Origin of the sequence: Streptomyces halobius, from assembly GCF_023277745.1 — a bacterium.
Lineage (GTDB): Bacteria > Actinomycetota > Actinomycetes > Streptomycetales > Streptomycetaceae > Streptomyces > Streptomyces halobius.
Genome location: NZ_CP086322.1, coordinates 2,928,453 through 2,945,632 on the forward strand (window position 1 = coordinate 2,928,453; position 17,180 = coordinate 2,945,632).

15 protein-coding genes are annotated in these 17,180 nt (G+C 70.4%); 9 read left to right on the plus strand and 6 right to left on the minus strand.

The annotated features are described in order from the left end of the window. Positions 1-12: 12 nt before the first annotated feature. Complete coding sequence (locus K9S39_RS13425) at positions 13-771, minus strand: response regulator transcription factor (RefSeq protein ID WP_248863573.1); 759 nt, start codon at positions 769-771, stop codon at positions 13-15. A gap of 375 nt (positions 772-1,146) precedes the next feature. Here K9S39_RS13425 and K9S39_RS13430 point away from each other — a divergent pair, with 375 nt between their 5' ends. From K9S39_RS13430 to K9S39_RS13460, 7 genes are all read left to right on the plus strand, one after another. After that, the gene (locus K9S39_RS13430; RefSeq protein WP_283112313.1) at positions 1,147-1,932 is read left to right on the plus strand and encodes an amino acid ABC transporter ATP-binding protein; all 786 of its coding nucleotides are present in this window, start codon (positions 1,147-1,149) and stop codon (positions 1,930-1,932) included. Positions 1,933-2,014: 82 nt separating this feature from the next. After that, positions 2,015-2,926 (plus strand): glutamate ABC transporter substrate-binding protein, encoded by a 912-nt coding sequence (locus tag K9S39_RS13435; RefSeq protein WP_248863574.1) that lies wholly within the window; start codon positions 2,015-2,017, stop codon positions 2,924-2,926. 136 nt (positions 2,927-3,062) lie between these two features. Next, positions 3,063-3,710 carry an amino acid ABC transporter permease gene (locus K9S39_RS13440; RefSeq protein WP_248863575.1) on the plus strand — a complete coding sequence of 216 codons (648 nt, stop codon included), beginning with the start codon at positions 3,063-3,065 and terminating at the stop codon, positions 3,708-3,710. Positions 3,711-3,783: 73 nt separating this feature from the next. Next, on the plus strand, positions 3,784-4,731 hold the full coding sequence (locus K9S39_RS13445; RefSeq protein WP_248863576.1) for an amino acid ABC transporter permease: 948 nt from the start codon (positions 3,784-3,786) through the stop codon (positions 4,729-4,731). A gap of 174 nt (positions 4,732-4,905) precedes the next feature. Further along, the gene (locus K9S39_RS13450) at positions 4,906-6,762 is read left to right on the plus strand and encodes an FAD-dependent monooxygenase (protein WP_248863577.1); all 1,857 of its coding nucleotides are present in this window, start codon (positions 4,906-4,908) and stop codon (positions 6,760-6,762) included. 179 nt (positions 6,763-6,941) lie between these two features. Then, positions 6,942-7,652: a cupin domain-containing protein gene (locus K9S39_RS13455; protein WP_248863578.1), complete on the plus strand. Its 711-nt coding sequence runs from the start codon at positions 6,942-6,944 to the stop codon at positions 7,650-7,652. Positions 7,653-7,687: 35 nt separating this feature from the next. After that, positions 7,688-8,089, plus strand: coding sequence for a rhodanese-like domain-containing protein (locus tag K9S39_RS13460; protein WP_248868727.1), 402 nt, complete (start codon positions 7,688-7,690; stop codon positions 8,087-8,089). Between the two features lie 48 nt (positions 8,090-8,137). On the opposite strand, the gene recX is transcribed toward K9S39_RS13460, so the two are convergent. From recX to K9S39_RS13485, 5 genes are all read right to left on the minus strand, one after another. Further along, positions 8,138-8,782, minus strand: a complete 645-nt coding sequence (recX, locus tag K9S39_RS13465) for a recombination regulator RecX (protein WP_248863579.1) — start codon at positions 8,780-8,782, stop codon at positions 8,138-8,140. 6 nt (positions 8,783-8,788) lie between these two features. Beyond that, positions 8,789-9,901 (minus strand): recombinase RecA, encoded by a 1,113-nt coding sequence (gene recA / locus K9S39_RS13470; RefSeq protein WP_248863580.1) that lies wholly within the window; start codon positions 9,899-9,901, stop codon positions 8,789-8,791. A 253-nt stretch (positions 9,902-10,154) separates the two neighbouring features. After that, complete coding sequence (locus tag K9S39_RS13475; protein ID WP_248863581.1) at positions 10,155-10,631, minus strand: GNAT family N-acetyltransferase; 477 nt, start codon at positions 10,629-10,631, stop codon at positions 10,155-10,157. Positions 10,632-10,681: 50 nt separating this feature from the next. Beyond that, complete coding sequence (locus tag K9S39_RS13480; RefSeq protein WP_248868729.1) at positions 10,682-11,950, minus strand: AI-2E family transporter; 1,269 nt, start codon at positions 11,948-11,950, stop codon at positions 10,682-10,684. A gap of 180 nt (positions 11,951-12,130) precedes the next feature. After that, the gene (locus K9S39_RS13485; RefSeq protein ID WP_248863582.1) at positions 12,131-12,325 is read right to left on the minus strand and encodes a DUF3046 domain-containing protein; all 195 of its coding nucleotides are present in this window, start codon (positions 12,323-12,325) and stop codon (positions 12,131-12,133) included. A gap of 226 nt (positions 12,326-12,551) precedes the next feature. Here K9S39_RS13485 and K9S39_RS13490 point away from each other — a divergent pair, with 226 nt between their 5' ends. Next, entirely contained in the window at positions 12,552-13,493 is a 942-nt protein-coding gene (locus tag K9S39_RS13490) for an NAD-dependent epimerase/dehydratase family protein (RefSeq protein ID WP_248863583.1), read from the plus strand. Continuing rightward, positions 13,490-17,149 (plus strand): aminotransferase class I/II-fold pyridoxal phosphate-dependent enzyme, encoded by a 3,660-nt coding sequence (locus tag K9S39_RS13495; RefSeq protein WP_406707924.1) that lies wholly within the window; start codon positions 13,490-13,492, stop codon positions 17,147-17,149. The genes K9S39_RS13490 and K9S39_RS13495 overlap by 4 nt, the downstream gene beginning before the upstream one ends. Positions 17,150-17,180 lie beyond the last annotated feature (31 nt).

Below are 17,180 nucleotides of genomic sequence, written 5' to 3' on the forward strand. Positions count from 1 at the left end.
CCGCGGTGGCCTTCAGGAGGCCGGGGGGCGGGGAGAGTCGGACGGCCCGGGGCCGGGGCAGGCGGGGGTGCCCGGGGCGGGTACGACAAGGCGGTAGCCGACGCCGCGTACCGTCTCTATCAGTGCCGGCATGCGCAGTTTGGCGCGGAGTGAGGCGATATGCACCTCCAGGGTCCGGCCGGTGCCCTCCCAACTCGTCCGCCACACCTCGCTGATGATCTGCTCCCGGCGGAAGACCACACCGGGACGCTGGGCGAGCAGCGCGAGCAGATCGAACTCCTTGCGGGTGAGCGAGACCGCGGCGCCGTCCACCGACACCTGGCGAGTGGGGAGTTCGACGGTGACCGGGCCGAGCCGCAGCGGCTCCTCGGCGCCGCCGTCCTCGGCCGGCTGGTCGGCGGCGGTCGCGCCCCGCCGGCTCACCGCGTGGATACGGGCCAGCAGTTCCCCGGTGTCGTAGGGCTTGACCACATAGTCGTCGGCGCCGAGGTTGAGGCCGTGGATCCGCGAGCGGACGTCGGACCGCGCGGTCACCATGATCACCGGGGTGGTGCAGATCCTGCGGATCCGGCCGCACACCTCGAAGCCGTCCTGGTCGGGCAGGCCCAGGTCGAGCAGCACCACCGCGAACGGTTCGGCCTCGTCGGGCAGCAGCGCCCGCAGGGCCTCTTCGCCGTTGCGTACGTGGACGACGGCCAGGCCGTGCTTGGCCAGCACCGCGGACAGGGCCCCGGCCACGTGATCGTCGTCTTCGACCAGCAGCAGTCTCATCGGCCCCCTCCTCTGGTGTGGCGTTCGGCGTTCGGGGATGTGCGGTGGATGTGCGCGGCCGGACAGGCGCGGCCGGGTGTGCGGTGTCGGGTGTGAGGGTCGGGTGTGCGCGAGCAGGTGTGCGCTTTCAGGCCAAAGGGCATCTACGGCGATGAACGGCACCCACGTCAAGAGGCGGCCACCTCCGCGCCACCATCCGTTACCCAGCCGGTACGCCCGCGCCGCTCCCCACCCCACACCGCCGTGGCGTCCCGTTCACACGGAGTGTCCGATTGCAGCCGGATCGTTATGCTCAATTCTCCCTCAGATGTAATGACGCTGGTCGAAAGCGCTCACTAGGGTCCTCCCAACCGAGGAGGACGGAGCTACACGCCGATGAGCGAAGTATCGGTGACCAAGAACGCCGAGGGTCCCGCGCCCGCCGGGGATCAGCTGGTCGTGCTGGACAACGTGAACAAGCACTTCGGCGCGCTGCACGTGCTCCAGGACATCGACCTGACGATCCGGCGCGGCGAGGTCGTCGTCGTGATCGGGCCCTCGGGGTCCGGCAAGTCGACACTCTGCCGCACGATCAACCGCCTGGAGACCATCGACACCGGCGGCATCACCATCGACGGCAAGCCGTTGCCGCAGGAGGGGCGGGAGTTGGCGCGGCTGCGCGCCGACGTGGGCATGGTCTTCCAGTCCTTCAACCTCTTCGCGCACAAGACGGTGCTGGAGAACGTGATGCTGGGCCAGACCAAGGTCCGCAAAACGGACAAGGCGGCCGCCGAGAAGAAGGCCCGTGCGCTGCTCGACCGGGTCGGTGTCGGCACCCAGGCGGACAAGTACCCCGCGCAGCTGTCCGGCGGGCAGCAGCAGCGAGTGGCAATCGCCCGTGCGCTGGCGATGGACCCGAAGGTGATGCTGTTCGACGAGCCGACCTCCGCGCTCGACCCGGAGATGATCAACGAGGTGCTGGACGTGATGCAGCAACTCGCCCGGGAGGGCATGACGATGGTCGTGGTCACCCATGAGATGGGCTTCGCGCGCTCCGCGGCCAACCGCGTCGTCTTCATGGCGGACGGCCGCATCGTCGAAGAGGCCGAGCCGAACCAGTTCTTCAACAACCCGCGCAGCGACCGCGCGAAGGACTTCCTGTCGAAGATCCTTCACCACTGAATCCTTCACCACTGATCCTTCACTGAGCCCGCGGTCGGGCCACGATGATTGCCAACACCTGTTGAACCAAAGGATGTTCACCATGACGATGCGTAAGACGGCTGCGGCGGGTGCGCTGGTGCTCGCACTGACGATGACGGCGACCGCGTGCGGCGGCGAGTCGGGGACGGCGGGCGACAAGCCGGCCGGCGGGGATGTGTACGACGGCACCTACAAGGTCGCCGAGAACATCAAGATCGACTCGGCGGTGCTGAAGAAGGCGCAGAAGGCCAAGAAGATCAGGATCGGCGTCAAGGCGGACCAGCCGTTCCTGGGCTTCCAGAACGCCACGTCGAAGAAGTACTCCGGTTTCGACATCGAGATCGCCAAGATGATCGCGGCCGACCTCGGCTTCTCGAAGGACCAGATCGATTTCAAGACGATCAACTCCAACAGCCGTGAGACCACGATCTCCAGGGGCGCCATCGACTATTACGTCGGTACGTACACGATCAACGACGAGCGCAAGCAGCAGGTCGGCTTCGCCGGCCCGTACTACACCGCGGGCGCGGACCTCTTGGTGCGCAAGGAGGACAAGTCCATCACCGGCCCGGACAGCCTCAAGGGCAAGAAGGTCTGCTCCATCGTCGGCTCGACTCCCCTCCAGGAGATCAAGAAGCCGAAGTACGGCGCGGAGACCATCGAGGACGGCACGTACTCGGACTGCGTGAAGAAGCTGGTGGACAACCAGGTCGACGCGGTCACCACCGACGACGCGATCCTCAAGGGCTACGCCGCCCAGCGCCCTGAGAAGCTCCGGGTCATCGGCAAGCCGTTCACCAAGGAGCCCTACGGCGTCGGCATGATCAAGGATGACAAGGCCCTGCGCGACGCGATCACCACCGCGCTGGAGAACCACATCAAGAACGGTGACTACAAGAAGGCGTACGCGGAGACGCTCGGCAAGTCCGGCTCGGACTTCGTCGCCCCCGAGACGCCGCTGCCGCGGTACTGAGGCGCCGCGCGCACTCATCTGACCGCGCCGCCCCGTACGCCCGCCGCGGCGGGCGTACGGGGCGCGCTGTCTTCCGCCCCGCCCGGCCCCTGTCCGCTATCCCCGCCGTCGACCTGACCGCTACCGCGGAGACCTCATGAACGTACTCCTCGATTATCTGCCCGAGTTCCGTGACGGGTTCCTCGGAACCCTGGCGATCACCGGCTCCAGCGCGCTGCTCGCCCTGGTCCTCGGCATACTCATAGCCGGTTTCCGGGTCTCTCCGATTCCGCCGCTGCGCGTCTTCGGGACGGCCTGGGTCACCATCCTGCGCAACACCCCGCTGACCCTGCTCTTCCTCGTCGCCGTCTTCGTGGTGCCGCAGATCCTCGTCCCCGGTGCGAGCCCGTTCGTGCTGGCCACGCTGGCACTCGGCTTCTACACCTCGTCGTTCGTGTGCGAGGCGGTGCGGTCCGGCATCAACACCGTGCCGCTGGGCCAGGCGGAGGCCGCGCGCAGCATCGGCATGACGTTCTCCCAGACGCTGCGACTGGTCGTTCTTCCGCAGGCCACGCGCACCGTGCTGCCCCCGATGAGCAGCATCTTCATCGCACTGACGAAGAACTCCGCGATCGCGGGCGCGTTCAGCGTCACCGAGCTGTTCGCCCACTCCAAGCTGCTCAGCGACAGGGGATACGACATCGCGTGGATCTTCCTGTGGATCGCGCTCGCCTACCTCGTCATCACCTTCTCCATCAGCGGTCTCTTCCGTCTGCTGGAACGCCGGATGGGAGTCGCGCGATGAGCGGAAGCCACAGGCGGAACAGCATGACGTGGGTGCCACGCGCGCGCGGGGCGGAACGAAGCGAGGTAAGGGCATGAGTGGGGCAAGCGTTCTCTACGACGTACCGGGGCCGAAGGCGAAGGTACGCAACCGCGTCTACTCGGTCATCGGGTCGCTCGCCGTGCTGGCCGTGCTCGCCTTCGTCGTGATGCGGCTCAACGACAAGGGACAGTTCGACCCCGCGAAGTGGAACATCTTCAACTACGCGGGCGTGCGCACCAGTATCCGCGACGGCATGCTGGTCACCCTCCAGGTCTTCGCGGTCGCCGCGGTGCTGTCCCTGGTGCTGGGCGTGCTGCTCGCCGTGGCACGGCTGTCCGACCACAAGCCCGTCCGCTGGCTGGCGACCGGGTTCATCGAGCTCTTCCGCGCGGTTCCGCTGCTGATCACGGTCTACGCGCTGTGGGTGATCCTGCTCAGCAACCGGGAGGACTTCGGCCTCTCCGGCAACCAGCCGCAGTTCTGGGCGCTGGTCCTCGGACTGACGGTCTACAACGGTTCGGTGCAGGCCGAGGTGCTGCGGGCCGGCATCCTGTCCGTACCGAAGGGGCAGAGCGAAGCCGCATACGCGCTGGGGCTGAGCAAAACGCAGGTCATGATGACGGTGCTGATCCCGCAGGCCGTCCGGGCCATGATGCCGACGATCATCAGCCAGCTCGTGGTGACCCTCAAGGACACGTCCCTCGGCTTCGTCATCACATACGAGGAACTGCTCTACTCGGCCCGCCAGATGAGCACCAACATCATCGTCAACGGCGAGGACGTCTATATCCCGGTCATCATCGTGACCGGCAGCCTCTACGTCGCGCTGTGCATGGCACTGTCCGCCCTCGCCAACTGGATCGAGCGGCGCGGCCGGCAGGCCAAGACCGGTATCGGTGTGGCCGAGGCCGGGGAGCCGGTGGCCGCCACCGACGCGATGGAAGTCGGCGACGCGGTCCCCGACGCGCCGGCCGGCGAAAAGACCGGCAAGGAGAACTGACCGTACGGCGGTCCGACCACACACTGTCCACAGGCGGCGGCGCCCTTGCCGCCGCCTCCGTCACTTGACGCGGGCCGCCGCAATGGGTTGCATACGCTGTGTGATCACGCACCGGGCTCCAACTGCCAGTTCCCGCACCGCCGCTCAGCACTCCCGGGACCGGGGAGCCGTCTCGTGGACCCGGTGATCATCGTGGGGGCCGGCCCGGTCGGCCTGTCCCTCTCGCTCGCGCTCGCCCGCCTCGGTGTGCCCTCCGTGGTCCTCGACGAGAGCGGCGGCCAGGAGGACACCCGGCCCGCCCGCACCGCCGTACTCCGGCAGGACACCGCGGCGTTCGTCGCCCGGCTCGGCTGTGCCGACACCCTGGAGACCGCCGGCACCCGCTGGACCGCCTGGCGCACCGTACGCCGCCGACGCCTGCTGGAGCGCGTCGAATTCGCCCCGCACACCCCCGCCGCCAGCGCGTCCCCCGTTCATCTCCCCCAGCACGCGCTGACCCGTGCCCTGCGCGCCGCGCTGGCCGACGAGGAGCTCGCCGAGATCGTCACCGGCAGCCGACTGACCGAACTGGAGCAGGACGAGCACGGCGTCGGCGCGCACACCCGTGGCCCCAACGAAACGTGGTGGCGCGGGAGTTACCTGGTCGGCTGCGACGGGCCGCGCTCGACCGTGCGCAAGCTGCTGGACATCCGCTTCCCGGGCCGTACGGCTGTCGAGCGGCATGCGGTCGCCGCGCTGCGCACCGAACTCCCCTGGCCCGGCGAGGCCCTGCTGCACCGCTCGCCGCCCCGGCACGGCGGACCCGGTGGCGAGGTCTCCGCCCGCCCGCTGACCGGTGGCGTCTGGCGGCTGGACTGGCTGCTGCCGCCGGGCCGCGATCTGGTCACGCCGGACGCCCTGGTCGCCCGGATCCGCGACTCCCTCGCCGGCTGGACGACGGAGGCGGCGGAGCCGGGGAACGAGAGCGGAGCGGCGTTCGGGCGCGGCCACGGCGGGCAGGTCCCGCCGTACGAACTGCTCGACACCGGCGTGCACACCGTCCACCACCGGCTGGCACGCTCCTGGCGGCAGGGCCGCGCGTTCCTCGCCGGGGACGCCGCGCATCTGCTGGGCGCCCTCGGCACCCAGGGGCTGGACGAGGGACTGCGGGACGCCGAGAACCTCGCCTGGAAGCTGGGCCTGGCCTGGCACCAGGGCGCCTCCGAGGTGCTGCTGGACAGCTACCAGGCGGAGCGCCGGGGCGCGGTCGCGGCCCGGCTGCGCGCCGCGGACCAGGCGCTGCCGCTGCTGCGCGACGGTGGTGCGACCCGCTGGCGGACCGTGCTGCCGGGCGCGGCGCGCGGGCACAGCACGCTGCTGACGGACGGGCATCTGGGCCGCGGCCAGCTGGGCGCACCGCCCGTGTACGCCCGCTCCCCGCTCGCGCCACCCGCCGAGCAGATCGTGGGGGCACCGGTGGGGACGCTTCCCGGAGCACCGGTCACCGACGTGGCGGTCACCACGGCCGACGGTTCCGTGGTCCGGCTGCGGGACCGGCTGGGCCGCGGGCTCCTGGTGGTGCTGGTGGCGCCCGGTACCGGCGTCTGGGACCGGCGGCACTGGCAGTCGGCGGGGCTGATGCCGCAGCTGACCAGCGCGGTCGCCGCGCTGCCGATGCGCTCCGAGGTCCTGGTCACGGAGGCTTATCCGGGCGCGGCAGCGCACACCGTGCTGCTGGTACGGCCGGACGGACACCTGGTCACGGCGCTGCCCGGCGTCCGTCCCGCCGAGCTGTACATGTGCGCGAACGCGGTGCGGGGCGGGGCGGAGGGGGCACGGGGGGCGTCGGGAGCGTTGGGGGCGACGGGAGCGTCGGGGGCCTTGGGGCCGTCGTCGGGGGGTGCGGCTGAATCGTCCGGTGGGGCGGGGGTGTCTGGAACATCCGGCACATCTGGGGCATCCGGCGCGTCTGGGGTGTCCGGGGGCGGTGCGGGTACCGATTCGGCGATTGACCCTGTGGGAAGCTCCATGCTTCACTCCGAGGGTGACTGACAACGGCTCGCGATTCTGGCGGAGGGTCCATCTGGACCTGATCCGCTACGCGGGCTGCACGTGTCATCCGTCCTACTGATCCGCATTCCCTTCCCCCGCGCGGCCCTTTCCGTCCGGCTGGCTTCCTCTTTGCCTTCTCCCGGCAGCCGCGCCCTCAGCGATCACTCAGGACGGTTCCCGTGCCCGACGTACGTACGCCTGCACAGCCGCATGCCGCGGACGCCACCGACGACGACCAGACCGACGACACCACGAGCAACAGCGCCACGAGCAATCGCGCTACGACCAGCAGCGCTCCGACCAGCAGCAGCACGTCCCGCAGCACCAGGAGAAGCAACCCCGCGGCCGGCGACGCCGGAGGAGGCGCCACCGGGCGCGGCGCCGGCCGCGCGGAGAGCGGCCCCAGCGCGTCCGAACTCCTCGACTTCGTGCGCCGCGCCGCCACGGACACCACACTCATCGCCTCTCTGCCGCTCGACCCGGAAGGCCGTACCTGGATCCGGCTCAACGGGCCGGGCGGCAGCGAGGCATGGCTGATCGGCTGGCCCCCCGGTACCGGCACCGGCTGGCACGACCACGGCGGCTCGCGCGGCGCCTTCGCGGCGGCCGTCGGCGCCCTGGCGGAACAGTCGCTCGCCGCCCAACTGCCCACCGAGGGCTGGCGAACGCTGGAACTCGCCGACGGCGTGGACCGGGAGCGCACACTGAGCGGCGGACACGGCAGGGCGTTCGGCCCACACCACGTCCACCAGGTGCTGAACACCTCCAGGGATACCCACGCGATATCCGTACACGCCTACTACCCGCCGCTGCCGCTGATGCGCCGCTACAGCCGCACCGGTCCGGTGCTGCGTCTCGAAGAGGTCGAACGCCCGGAGGAGTGGCTGTGAGCGGAGGAGCGGGCGCGGGGGCTGCGGCGCGTGAACTGAGCGCCGTCGACGCGTTGTTGGAGCGGGCCCGGAGCGAGCTCGTACGAGTGGCACCCCGGGAGGCCGCCGCGATCCAGGAAGCGGGCGGACTTCTGGTGGACATCCGGTACGCGGAACTGCGGGAGCGTGACGGCACGATCCCCGGCGCGCTGATCGTGGAGCGCAACGAACTGGAATGGCGGCTCGACCCGACGAGCGAACACCGCGCCCCGGAGGCGACACATCACGCTCTGCCGGTCGTCGTGATCTGCAACGAGGGCTACGCATCAAGCCTCGCGGCAGTCTCCCTGCGCCAGTTGGGCCTCCCCCACGCCACCGATCTCGCCGGCGGCTTCCAGGCTTGGCGGGCCGCGGGGTTGGAGGTCGTACGGTCGGGCGGAGTGACGGAGACGGGGTGAGAGCGCCGCTTCTGGAGGCTTCCCCTCTGGGGACTTCCCCCCGCCCCCTCACGCATCCGGCAGATGCCGCTCCAACACTTCTGGGTCCTCCCCTTCCTCCTCCAGGGCCTGTCTGACCACCCGTAGGGCAAGGCCCTCCGGGTAGCCCTTGCGGGCCAGCATCCCGGCCAGGCGACGGAGGCGTTTGTCGCGGTCCAGGCCCCTGGTCGCGCGCAGTTTGCGGGCGACCAGTTCGCGGGCGGTGGACTCCTCCTGGTCGGAGTCGAGGCGGCCGACGGCCTCCTCGATCAGGCCGGAGTCCACGCCCTTGGTACGCAGTTCACGGGCGAGGGCCCGACGCGCCAGGCCCCGGCCGTGGTGGCGGGACTCCACCCAGGCTTCGGCGAAGGCCGCGTCATCGATCAGTCCGACGTCCTCGAAACGCGACAGCACCTCCTCCGCGGCCTCCTCGGGGATACCCCGCTCGCACAGGGCGTCCCCGAGTTGCTTGCGTGTCCGCGGACTCCCGGTGAGCAGGCGCAGGCAGATGGCCCGCGCCTGCTCCTCGGGCGTACGCGGCGGTCCCGTCCCGGCCCTCGACGAGGCAGGACCACCGCCGTTCTTACGGCCCCGGCGGCCGCTACGGTTCTCGGCGTCCCCGGCAGCGTTACTCGTCTCGTGCTCGCTGCCGGGCCAGTCCGTTCGCCGTGTCATGGCGGGCTAGCTCTTGGCCGCGGCGGCCTTGGAACCCTTGGCGCCCTTGGCCGCCGGTGCCGCGGTGGCCGGGGCGCTTGCCGCACCCGCGGCGTCCGCGCCGGGCTCCGCCGCGTCCTGCGGCTTCGCGCCGATGCCGAGCTTCTCCTTGATCTTCTTCTCGATCTCGTTGGCGAGATCCGGGTTGTCCTTGAGGAAGTTGCGGGCGTTCTCCTTGCCCTGACCGAGCTGATCGCCTTCGTACGTGTACCAGGCGCCGGACTTGCGGATGAAGCCGTGGTCGACACCCATGTCGATCAGGCCGCCCTCGCGGCTGATGCCATGGCCGTAGAGGATGTCGAACTCGGCCTGCTTGAACGGCGGGGAGACCTTGTTCTTGACGACCTTCACGCGGGTGCGGTTGCCGACCGCTTCCGTGCCGTCCTTGAGGGTCTCGATACGGCGGATGTCGAGGCGCACCGAGGCGTAGAACTTCAGGGCGCGGCCACCGGTCGTGGTCTCCGGCGAGCCGAACATCACGCCGATCTTCTCGCGGAGCTGGTTGATGAAGATCGCGGTGGTCTTGGACTGGTTGAGCGCGCTGGTGATCTTGCGCAGGGCCTGGCTCATCAGCCGGGCCTGGAGGCCGACGTGGGAGTCACCCATCTCGCCCTCGATCTCGGCCCGCGGCACCAGGGCGGCGACGGAGTCGATGACGATGAGGTCGAGCGCGCCGGAACGGACCAGCATGTCCGTGATCTCCAGCGCCTGCTCTCCGTTGTCGGGCTGGGAAAGGATCAGGGCGTCCGTGTCCACGCCGAGCTTCTTGGCGTACTCGGGGTCCAGCGCGTGCTCGGCGTCGATGAACGCGACGGAGCCGCCGGCCTTCTGGGCGTTCGCGACGGCGTGCAGGGTCAGGGTCGTCTTACCGGAGGATTCCGGGCCGTAGACCTCGATGACGCGGCCGCGGGGGAGGCCGCCGACGCCGAGCGCGACGTCGAGAGCGGTGGAGCCGGTGGGGATGACCTCGACGGGTTCTTTCGAGCGCTCTCCCATACGCATCACGGCGCCCTTGCCGAATTGCCGTTCAATCTGTGCGAGCGCGGCGTCGAGCGCCTTCTCGCGGTCGGTGCCTGCCATGGGTTCCACCCGATTTGCTTGAGTCGATCGCTTCACGTCCACGACGCTAACGCCTGCCACTGACAATGCGCCCGGACCCGGCTCCAGCCTGTGGATAACTCCGCTGAAAGCCCCGGAACACAGGCCGGACCCCCAATAAGAATGGATGTTCGATTTTGGTGTCAAGCGTCTCGCCCGGCGCCGTCACGGACGCCGGTGTTCTGTGCCGGTGAGGGCTGAGCACGTTGTCATCGAGGTGAGGGTGGGTGCCGGGTCAGTGCATCAAGGTGAGAACCACCTCGTCGATCTCCTCTCCCCGCGCGTTCGCAAAACCCCGCTCGATGCCGGTCACGACGAATCCGCACTTCTCCAGCACCCGGATGGAGCCGCCGTTGTCCGCAGCCGCGCGGGCGCGCAGCGGACGCTCCGGCACGACGCCGAGCAGCTCTCGCAGTGCGGCGGTGGCCGCTCCGCGGCCCCCGTGCTCCCGCCCGATCCAGTACGTGACCTCGCGCTCCTCGGTCGGACCGAACACGGCAGCGTGCCCGACGATCTCCCCGCCCTCACCGGCGATGGTGCGCACGACGACTGACGGATCTTGACGGATGCGCGCCCAGTGGGCCTCGAAACGGGCGCGGTCCGACGGGTCCTCGGCGGTGAACGCCGCCATCCGCATCCCCTCGGGATCGTTCGCGTGGGCGTAGAAGACGGGCAGATCGCCGTCTCTCACTTCTCGCAGCGTTACGTGCATCAGAGCCTCCCCTGTTCGATTCCCCCGCCGAGGCCGCTGAGCGGCCGGGCTCAGCGGCCGCTCTCGTCGTCCCCCTGACCGGGCCCGCGGCCGGACCCCTGCGTGCGCCCCCGATCGTCGTCCTGCCGCCCCTGATCACCGTCCTGGGCCGCCTCCCCCGCGCCACCCGTCTCCGTCCGCTGGTCGGCCAACGGAGACGACGGCTGTCCGTTGTGCAGGGTGCGCCGGACCTGGGCGAGGACCCTGGCGCCGCCCCGGCGGCCGCGGAGCCTGCCGTGGACCCGTGGGTCGTCGGTGACCTCGTAACGCTTGACGTACGCGCCGAGGAACGCCTGCAGCGTCGCCGTCGCCGGGATCGCGATCAGCGCGCCGACCGCGCCCATCAGGGCGGTGCCCGCGACGACCGAGCCGAAGGCGACGGCCGGGTGGATGTCCACCGTCCTGGCGGTGATCCGCGGCTGCAGGAGGTAGTTCTCGAACTGCTGGTAGACCACGACGAAGCCGAACACCCACAGCGCGTACCAGGGGTTGACGGTGAACGCGATCAGTATGGGCAGCGCGCCCGCCATATATGTGCCGATGGTCGGTATGAACTGCGAGACCAGGCCCACCCAGATGCCCAGGGCCGGGGCGTACGGGACGCCGAGGATCTCCAGCAGGATGTAGTGCGCGATTCCGGAGATCAGCGCCATCAGACCCCGGGAGTAGAGATATCCGCCGGTTTTGGCGACCGCGATCTCCCAGGCACGCAGCACCTCCGCCTGCCGTCGGGGCGGGAGGACGGAGCACAGCGCGCGGCGCAGCCGGGGGCCGTCGGCGGCGAAGTAGAACGAGAACAGCGCCACCGTCAGGAGGTTGAACAGGCTGCCCAGCACCGTGGCGGAGACGGCGAGGACGTTGTTGGCGCTGTCCTGGACGTACTTCTGCAGCCAGTCGGACCTGAGGAGGTTGTTCTGCACCTCGACCCGGGAGAGGTGGGTGTGGAAGGTGTCGTTCATCCAGCTGATGACGGAGTCCAGGTACTGCGGGAACTCCTCGACCATCGTGGCGATCTGGCCGGCGACCATGGACCCGAGGAGTGCGAAGAATCCGGCCGTCACGACGAGGATCCCGAGGAACACCGCGCCGGTGGCCAGCCCGCGCCGGACGCCCCGGGCCGCCATCCAGTCGACGGCCGGTTCGACGGCCAGCGCCAGGAAGAACGCGATGAGGATGTTGAGCAGGAGCGTGATCAGCTGGTGGAAGCCCCAGCTGGCGAGCTGGAAGCAGGCCACCAGGGCGAGCGCGAGCACCATGGCGCGCGGCAGCCAGCGCGGCATCCGTACGTCGGAGCCGTCCTGGGGTCGAGGTTGGTCGTTGCCGTCGATCTCATCAGTCACGCGCACGGGCCAAGTGTCGCGCACCGCACCGACACTCCTGGCCCGGCCCTGCCGATCCGCCTCCGACACCGTCCGGCGGGGCAGGTTCGCCTGCGGCCCCAACGCTGCGCCGGAGCCTCCTCAGCGCTTGTCCTCCGGCACTTCCATGGTCGAACAGACCACCCGCCACACCTCTTTGGCGCTCCACCCCGCGTCCAGCGCCTCATGAACGGTCCGGCCACCGAGGCCGGACATCACATGATCGCGCGCGAAGGAGTCGGCGTACGTCGCACCGAAATGATCCGCCATCCGCTGCCAGAAGGTCGTCAACCGCATACATCCCACTCCATACCCACTCTGACCTGCATGTTTACTGCACTCCTGGCCCCTCACGGCCCCAGGGAGATCTCCGGAGAGGTCTGCCTCCCCATGAACCAAGCATCCCTCGCCAGGCGTCCACCGCGGCGTGACCTTGCGCTCCCCCAGCCGCCCCCGCCGTAAAGCTGACCGAGACCATAGGCATCCGCCTCCGCTCGGCACGCCCTCGCGCTAGTGTGCGCGCGTGAGCCTTTATGTCGTGACAGGATTCGGGCCCGCCGGGGCTGCCACCGCTCGGCTGCTGGTCGAAATGGGCCATTCAGTACGGGTCATCACCAAGTCGGGCCGAAGTCCGGAGCCCGGCATCGAGCACATCGCGTCAGACGCGACGGACAGCGAGCGCCTGACCGAGGCCGCACAGGGCGCGGCCGCGATCTTCAGCTGTGCCGCACCGCCCTACCATCGCTGGGCGAGTGACTGGCCGCCGCTGGCCTCGTCGCTCTGCGCGGCGGCCGAGGCGACCGGGTCCGTCCTGGTCATGCTCGGCAACCTCTACGGCTACGGTCCGGTGGACGGGCCCATGACCGAGGAGCTGCCGCTCGCGGCGACCGGTCCCAAGGGGAGAGTGCGCGCCACCGTCTGGGAGCAGGCGCGGAAACTGCATGAGCAGGGCCGTATCAAGGCGGTCGAGGTACGGGCCTCGGACTTCTTCGGGCCCGGCGTGACCGACGGCGGGCACCTGGCCGCACGAGTCATGCCGCGACTGCTGCGCGGCAAACCGATCTCCACGCTCGGGGATCCGGACGCCCCGCACAGCTGGACGTATCTCCCCGATGTGGCCAGGGCCCTGGTCGAGGTCGCGGGCGAGGAACGGGCCTGGGGACGGGCCTGGCACGTCCCGACGGAGCCCGCGCTGTCCACCCGGGAGATGGTGGCCCGCCTTGCCGCTCAGTCGGGAACGGGGCCGGTCGCGGTGCGCAGGCTGTCGCCGGCCGTGCTGGGCGTCGTGGCGGTCTTCTCCCCGCTGATCCGCGAACTGAAGGAGATCCGCTATCAGTTCGACCGTCCGTTCGTCGTTGATGCGAGCGCTTACGAAGCCGCCTTCGCGGTTCGGGCCACCCCCGTCGACGAGCAGATCAAGGCGACGGTGGACTGGTGGCGTGAGCGACCGGCCACCACCAGGTGACACCTGTGACAGCGAAGGACTCCCCAACGGATACAGCGGATACAGCGGGTGCAACGGATTCGGCGGGAGCGCGGCGGGATGATGTCGCGATCGTGGGGATGGCGTGCCGGTTTCCTGGGGCGCGGAATCTGAACCAGTACTGGCGGCTCCTCACGGCCCCGCAGGCACAGTTCTCCGCCGTCCCGGACTCGCGGTGGCGCACCGCCGCCTTCCTCAGCGACGACTTCCGTGACGCGTCCTCGGCCTATACGGACACCATGGCGCTGCTGCCGGATGTGGGCCACTTCGACGCGGTGCACTACGGCATCCCGCCGCGCCGGGCCAGGTCGATGGATCCTCAGCACCGGCTGCTGATCGACCTCGCCCGCGAGGCGATCCAGGACGCGGGGTGGGAGGCCGAGGGCTTCGACCGCGAGGAGACCTCGGTGATCACATCGCTCACCGAGAGCGGCTACCGCGAGATCAGCACCCTGCGGATCCGGATGCGTCAGCTGGCCGGCGGCGAGTTCGGGACGCGGTCGACCGATGCCCGGTGGCCGGAGACGGTTCGCGCGGTCGACGGGCTGCACGGGACGTCCGTGGCCGGGCTGCTGCTCAACATGGGGCCGAACACGATCAGTTCGGTCTTCGATCTGCACGGCGAGAGCTATGCGCTGGACTCGGCGTGTTCCGGTGGGCTCATGGCCGTGGCCAACGCCGTGTTCGCCCTGCGTGCCGGACGGTGCCGAATCGCCCTCGCCGGTGGTGCCCAACTGGTGCTCACCCCCGACCTGTTGGTGGGACTGTGCCGGATCGGCGCCATCTCGCGCAGCGGCCGGTGTCTGCCGTTCGGCGCGGAGGCCGATGGCTTCGTGCTGGGAGAGGGCGCCGGAGCCCTGGTGTTGCGGCCCCTGGCCGATGCGCTGGCGGCCGGCGACCGGGTCTATGCGGTGATCCGGGGTGTGGGTACGGCCAATGACGGGACCGTGCAGGGCGGTATGCATCCCCAGGCGGCCGGTCAGCTCCGGGCGTTGCGCCGGGCCTATCGCGATGCGGGCCTGGCCCCGGACTCGGTGGGTTATCTGGAGGCGCACGGCACCGGGACCACGGTCGGCGATCCGGTCGAGGTCGATGTCCTGCGCGAACTGCGCGGCGAGCGGGGCGCACCCGCCTTCCTCGGCGCGGTGAAGGCGGTGGTCGGGCACTCGCTCAACGCCGCCGGGACAGCCGGACTCATCAAGACCGTCCTGGCCGTGCACCGGGGCGTGATACCACCGCAGCCGGAGTTCGACCTGGCCGGCCGTTCCGGGCTGGACGCCGCGCGCCTGACCATCCCGACGACGCCGACCCGATGGCCGGGGACCGGACAGCCGCGCCGCGCGGGGGTGAGCGCCTTCGGCTTCGGCGGCACCGGTGTCCATCTGGTGGTGGAGGAGTGCACCACGGCACCGCCCGGCCCGGCACCGGCCGAGGGGCCGCACCTCCTGGTGCTCAGCGCCCGCGACCGGGCCGGGCTGGCCCGTCACGCCCGGGAACTGGCGCACACCATCGCCGACGAACGGCCGCCGCTGGCCGGGGTGGCGGACACCCTGGCCCGCCGGGCTCCCCTCGCGGAACGCCTTGCCCTGGTGGCGGAGGACGCCGCTGACGCCGCCGCCAAGCTGACCACGGCGGCCGAGGCCGTGGCGGCGGGCCGTACCGGAGAGCTCGGGCCGGGGCAGATAGCCGGCACGGTGCCACCCGGTGAGCTGCCGGAGGCCGGCACGGTGCCACCCGGTGAGCTACCGGTGGACGACACGACGCCCTCCGGTGAGCTGACGGAGGCCACCGTGCCGACGCCGGGCTCGCCGTCCGCGGAGGCACGCACGGCCGCGTTGGCCCGGCTCGCGGAGCGCGCGGTCACCGGCTCGGGGATTCGCCCGGTGCGGGAGCGCATACCCCCGTGCACCCTGCCGCCGAGTCCGCTCGCCCCGCGCCACCACTGGGTGGTGGACGAGTCGGCTCGCGGGGACGGTGACACCGCCCACGCCCATGAGGCAGTGGGGGACGACCGGCCCGGACCGGTGGACTCGCCCGGGGCGGTGGACTCGCCCGGGGCGGAACCTGCGACGGCGCCGGCCGGTGTCGCATCCACCGCCCCCGCCATATCCACCGCTTCCGCCGCGTCCGCCGCGTCCGCCGCGTCCACCATCGTGCTCGAAGAGGTCTCGCGGACCGGCGTCTTCCCCCTCTCCGACCTGAGCGAGCGGATGGCGCTGGTGACCGATCTCGGCTTCGACTCCCTGATGGTGCAGGAGCTGGAGGTCAACCTCGGCAAGCGGATACCGGGCTTCCGCGCCGAGGAGATCTTCTCGCCCGGCCTCACCATCGAGCGGCTGATCGCGCTGGTCGATCCGCACCTCACCGAGCCGCCGGCCCCCGGTGAGCCGCTGCCCCGGGAGACCCGGGCAGGGCGGCCGGACCAGGGGGCCGCGACCGCGTGTGTCGATGATTTCCCGGAGGTGCGGCAGTTCGAGGCGCGCTTGCACTCGATCGCCGGCAGCGGCGCGGACTTCCCGTACTTCCGCGTCCACGAGGGCAACATCCGCGATACAACCATGATCGGCGGCCGCGCGTACCTGTCCTTCGGCAGCTACAACTACCTGGGCCTGTCCGGCCATCCGGTGGTCAACGAGGCCGTGCACCGGGCGGTGGAGCGATACGGCACCTCGGTCTCCGCCAGCCGGGCGCTCTCCGGCGAACGGGACCTGACCGTACAGCTGGAGCGGGCGCTCGCCGACTTCCTCGGCGTCGGGGACTGCCTGGCGCTGGTGAGCGGCCACGCCACCAATGTCACCGCCATAGGGCACCTCGTCGGCGCGGAGGACCTCGTGGTGCACGACGCGCTCGCGCACGACAGCATCCTTCAGGGCTGCGCGTTGTCCGGGGCGGCGCGGCGCCCGTTCGCCCACAACGACATCGGTCGGCTGGAACACCTGCTGCGGCTCAACCGGTCCCGGTTCAGACGGGTGCTGATCGCCGTCGAGGGCGCCTACAGCATGGACGGCGACCTCGTCGACCTGCCCGCCGTGATCGAACTGAAGAAGCGCTACGGCGCCCTGCTGATGGTCGATGAGGCGCACAGCATCGGCACCGTGGGCGAACGCGGCCGCGGCGTCGGCGAGTTCTTCGGCGTCGACCGGACCGACGTGGATCTGTGGATGGGCACCCTCTCCAAGTCCTTCGCCAGCTGCGGCGGTTACCTCGGCGGCTCGGCCCGGATGGTGCGGTGGCTGCGGCACACGCTGCCGGGCTTCGTCTACAGCGTCGGCCTGACCCCGGCCAACGCGGCCGCGGCACTGGCCGCCACCGAGCTGATCGACGCGGAACCGCACCGCATGCGCACGCTGCGGCGGAACGCGGAGCTGTTCCTCGGTCTGGCCGCCTCGGCCGGGCTGGCGACGGGCTCCAGTGCCCACACTCCGATCGTGCCGTGTGTCCTCGGTGACTCGGCGAGGACCCTGAGCGTCGCGGACCGACTGTTCGACCGGGGTGTCATCGCGGATCCGATCTTCCACCCCACCGTGGAGGAGGGGCTGGCGAGGCTGCGGTTCTTCGTCACCAGCGACCACCGTGCGGACGACATCCGACGGGCCGTGTCGGTCCTGGCCGAGGAGGTGGCGGCAGCCGGGGGATGAGCAATGGGGGGACGAGTGACTGGCGAACGGG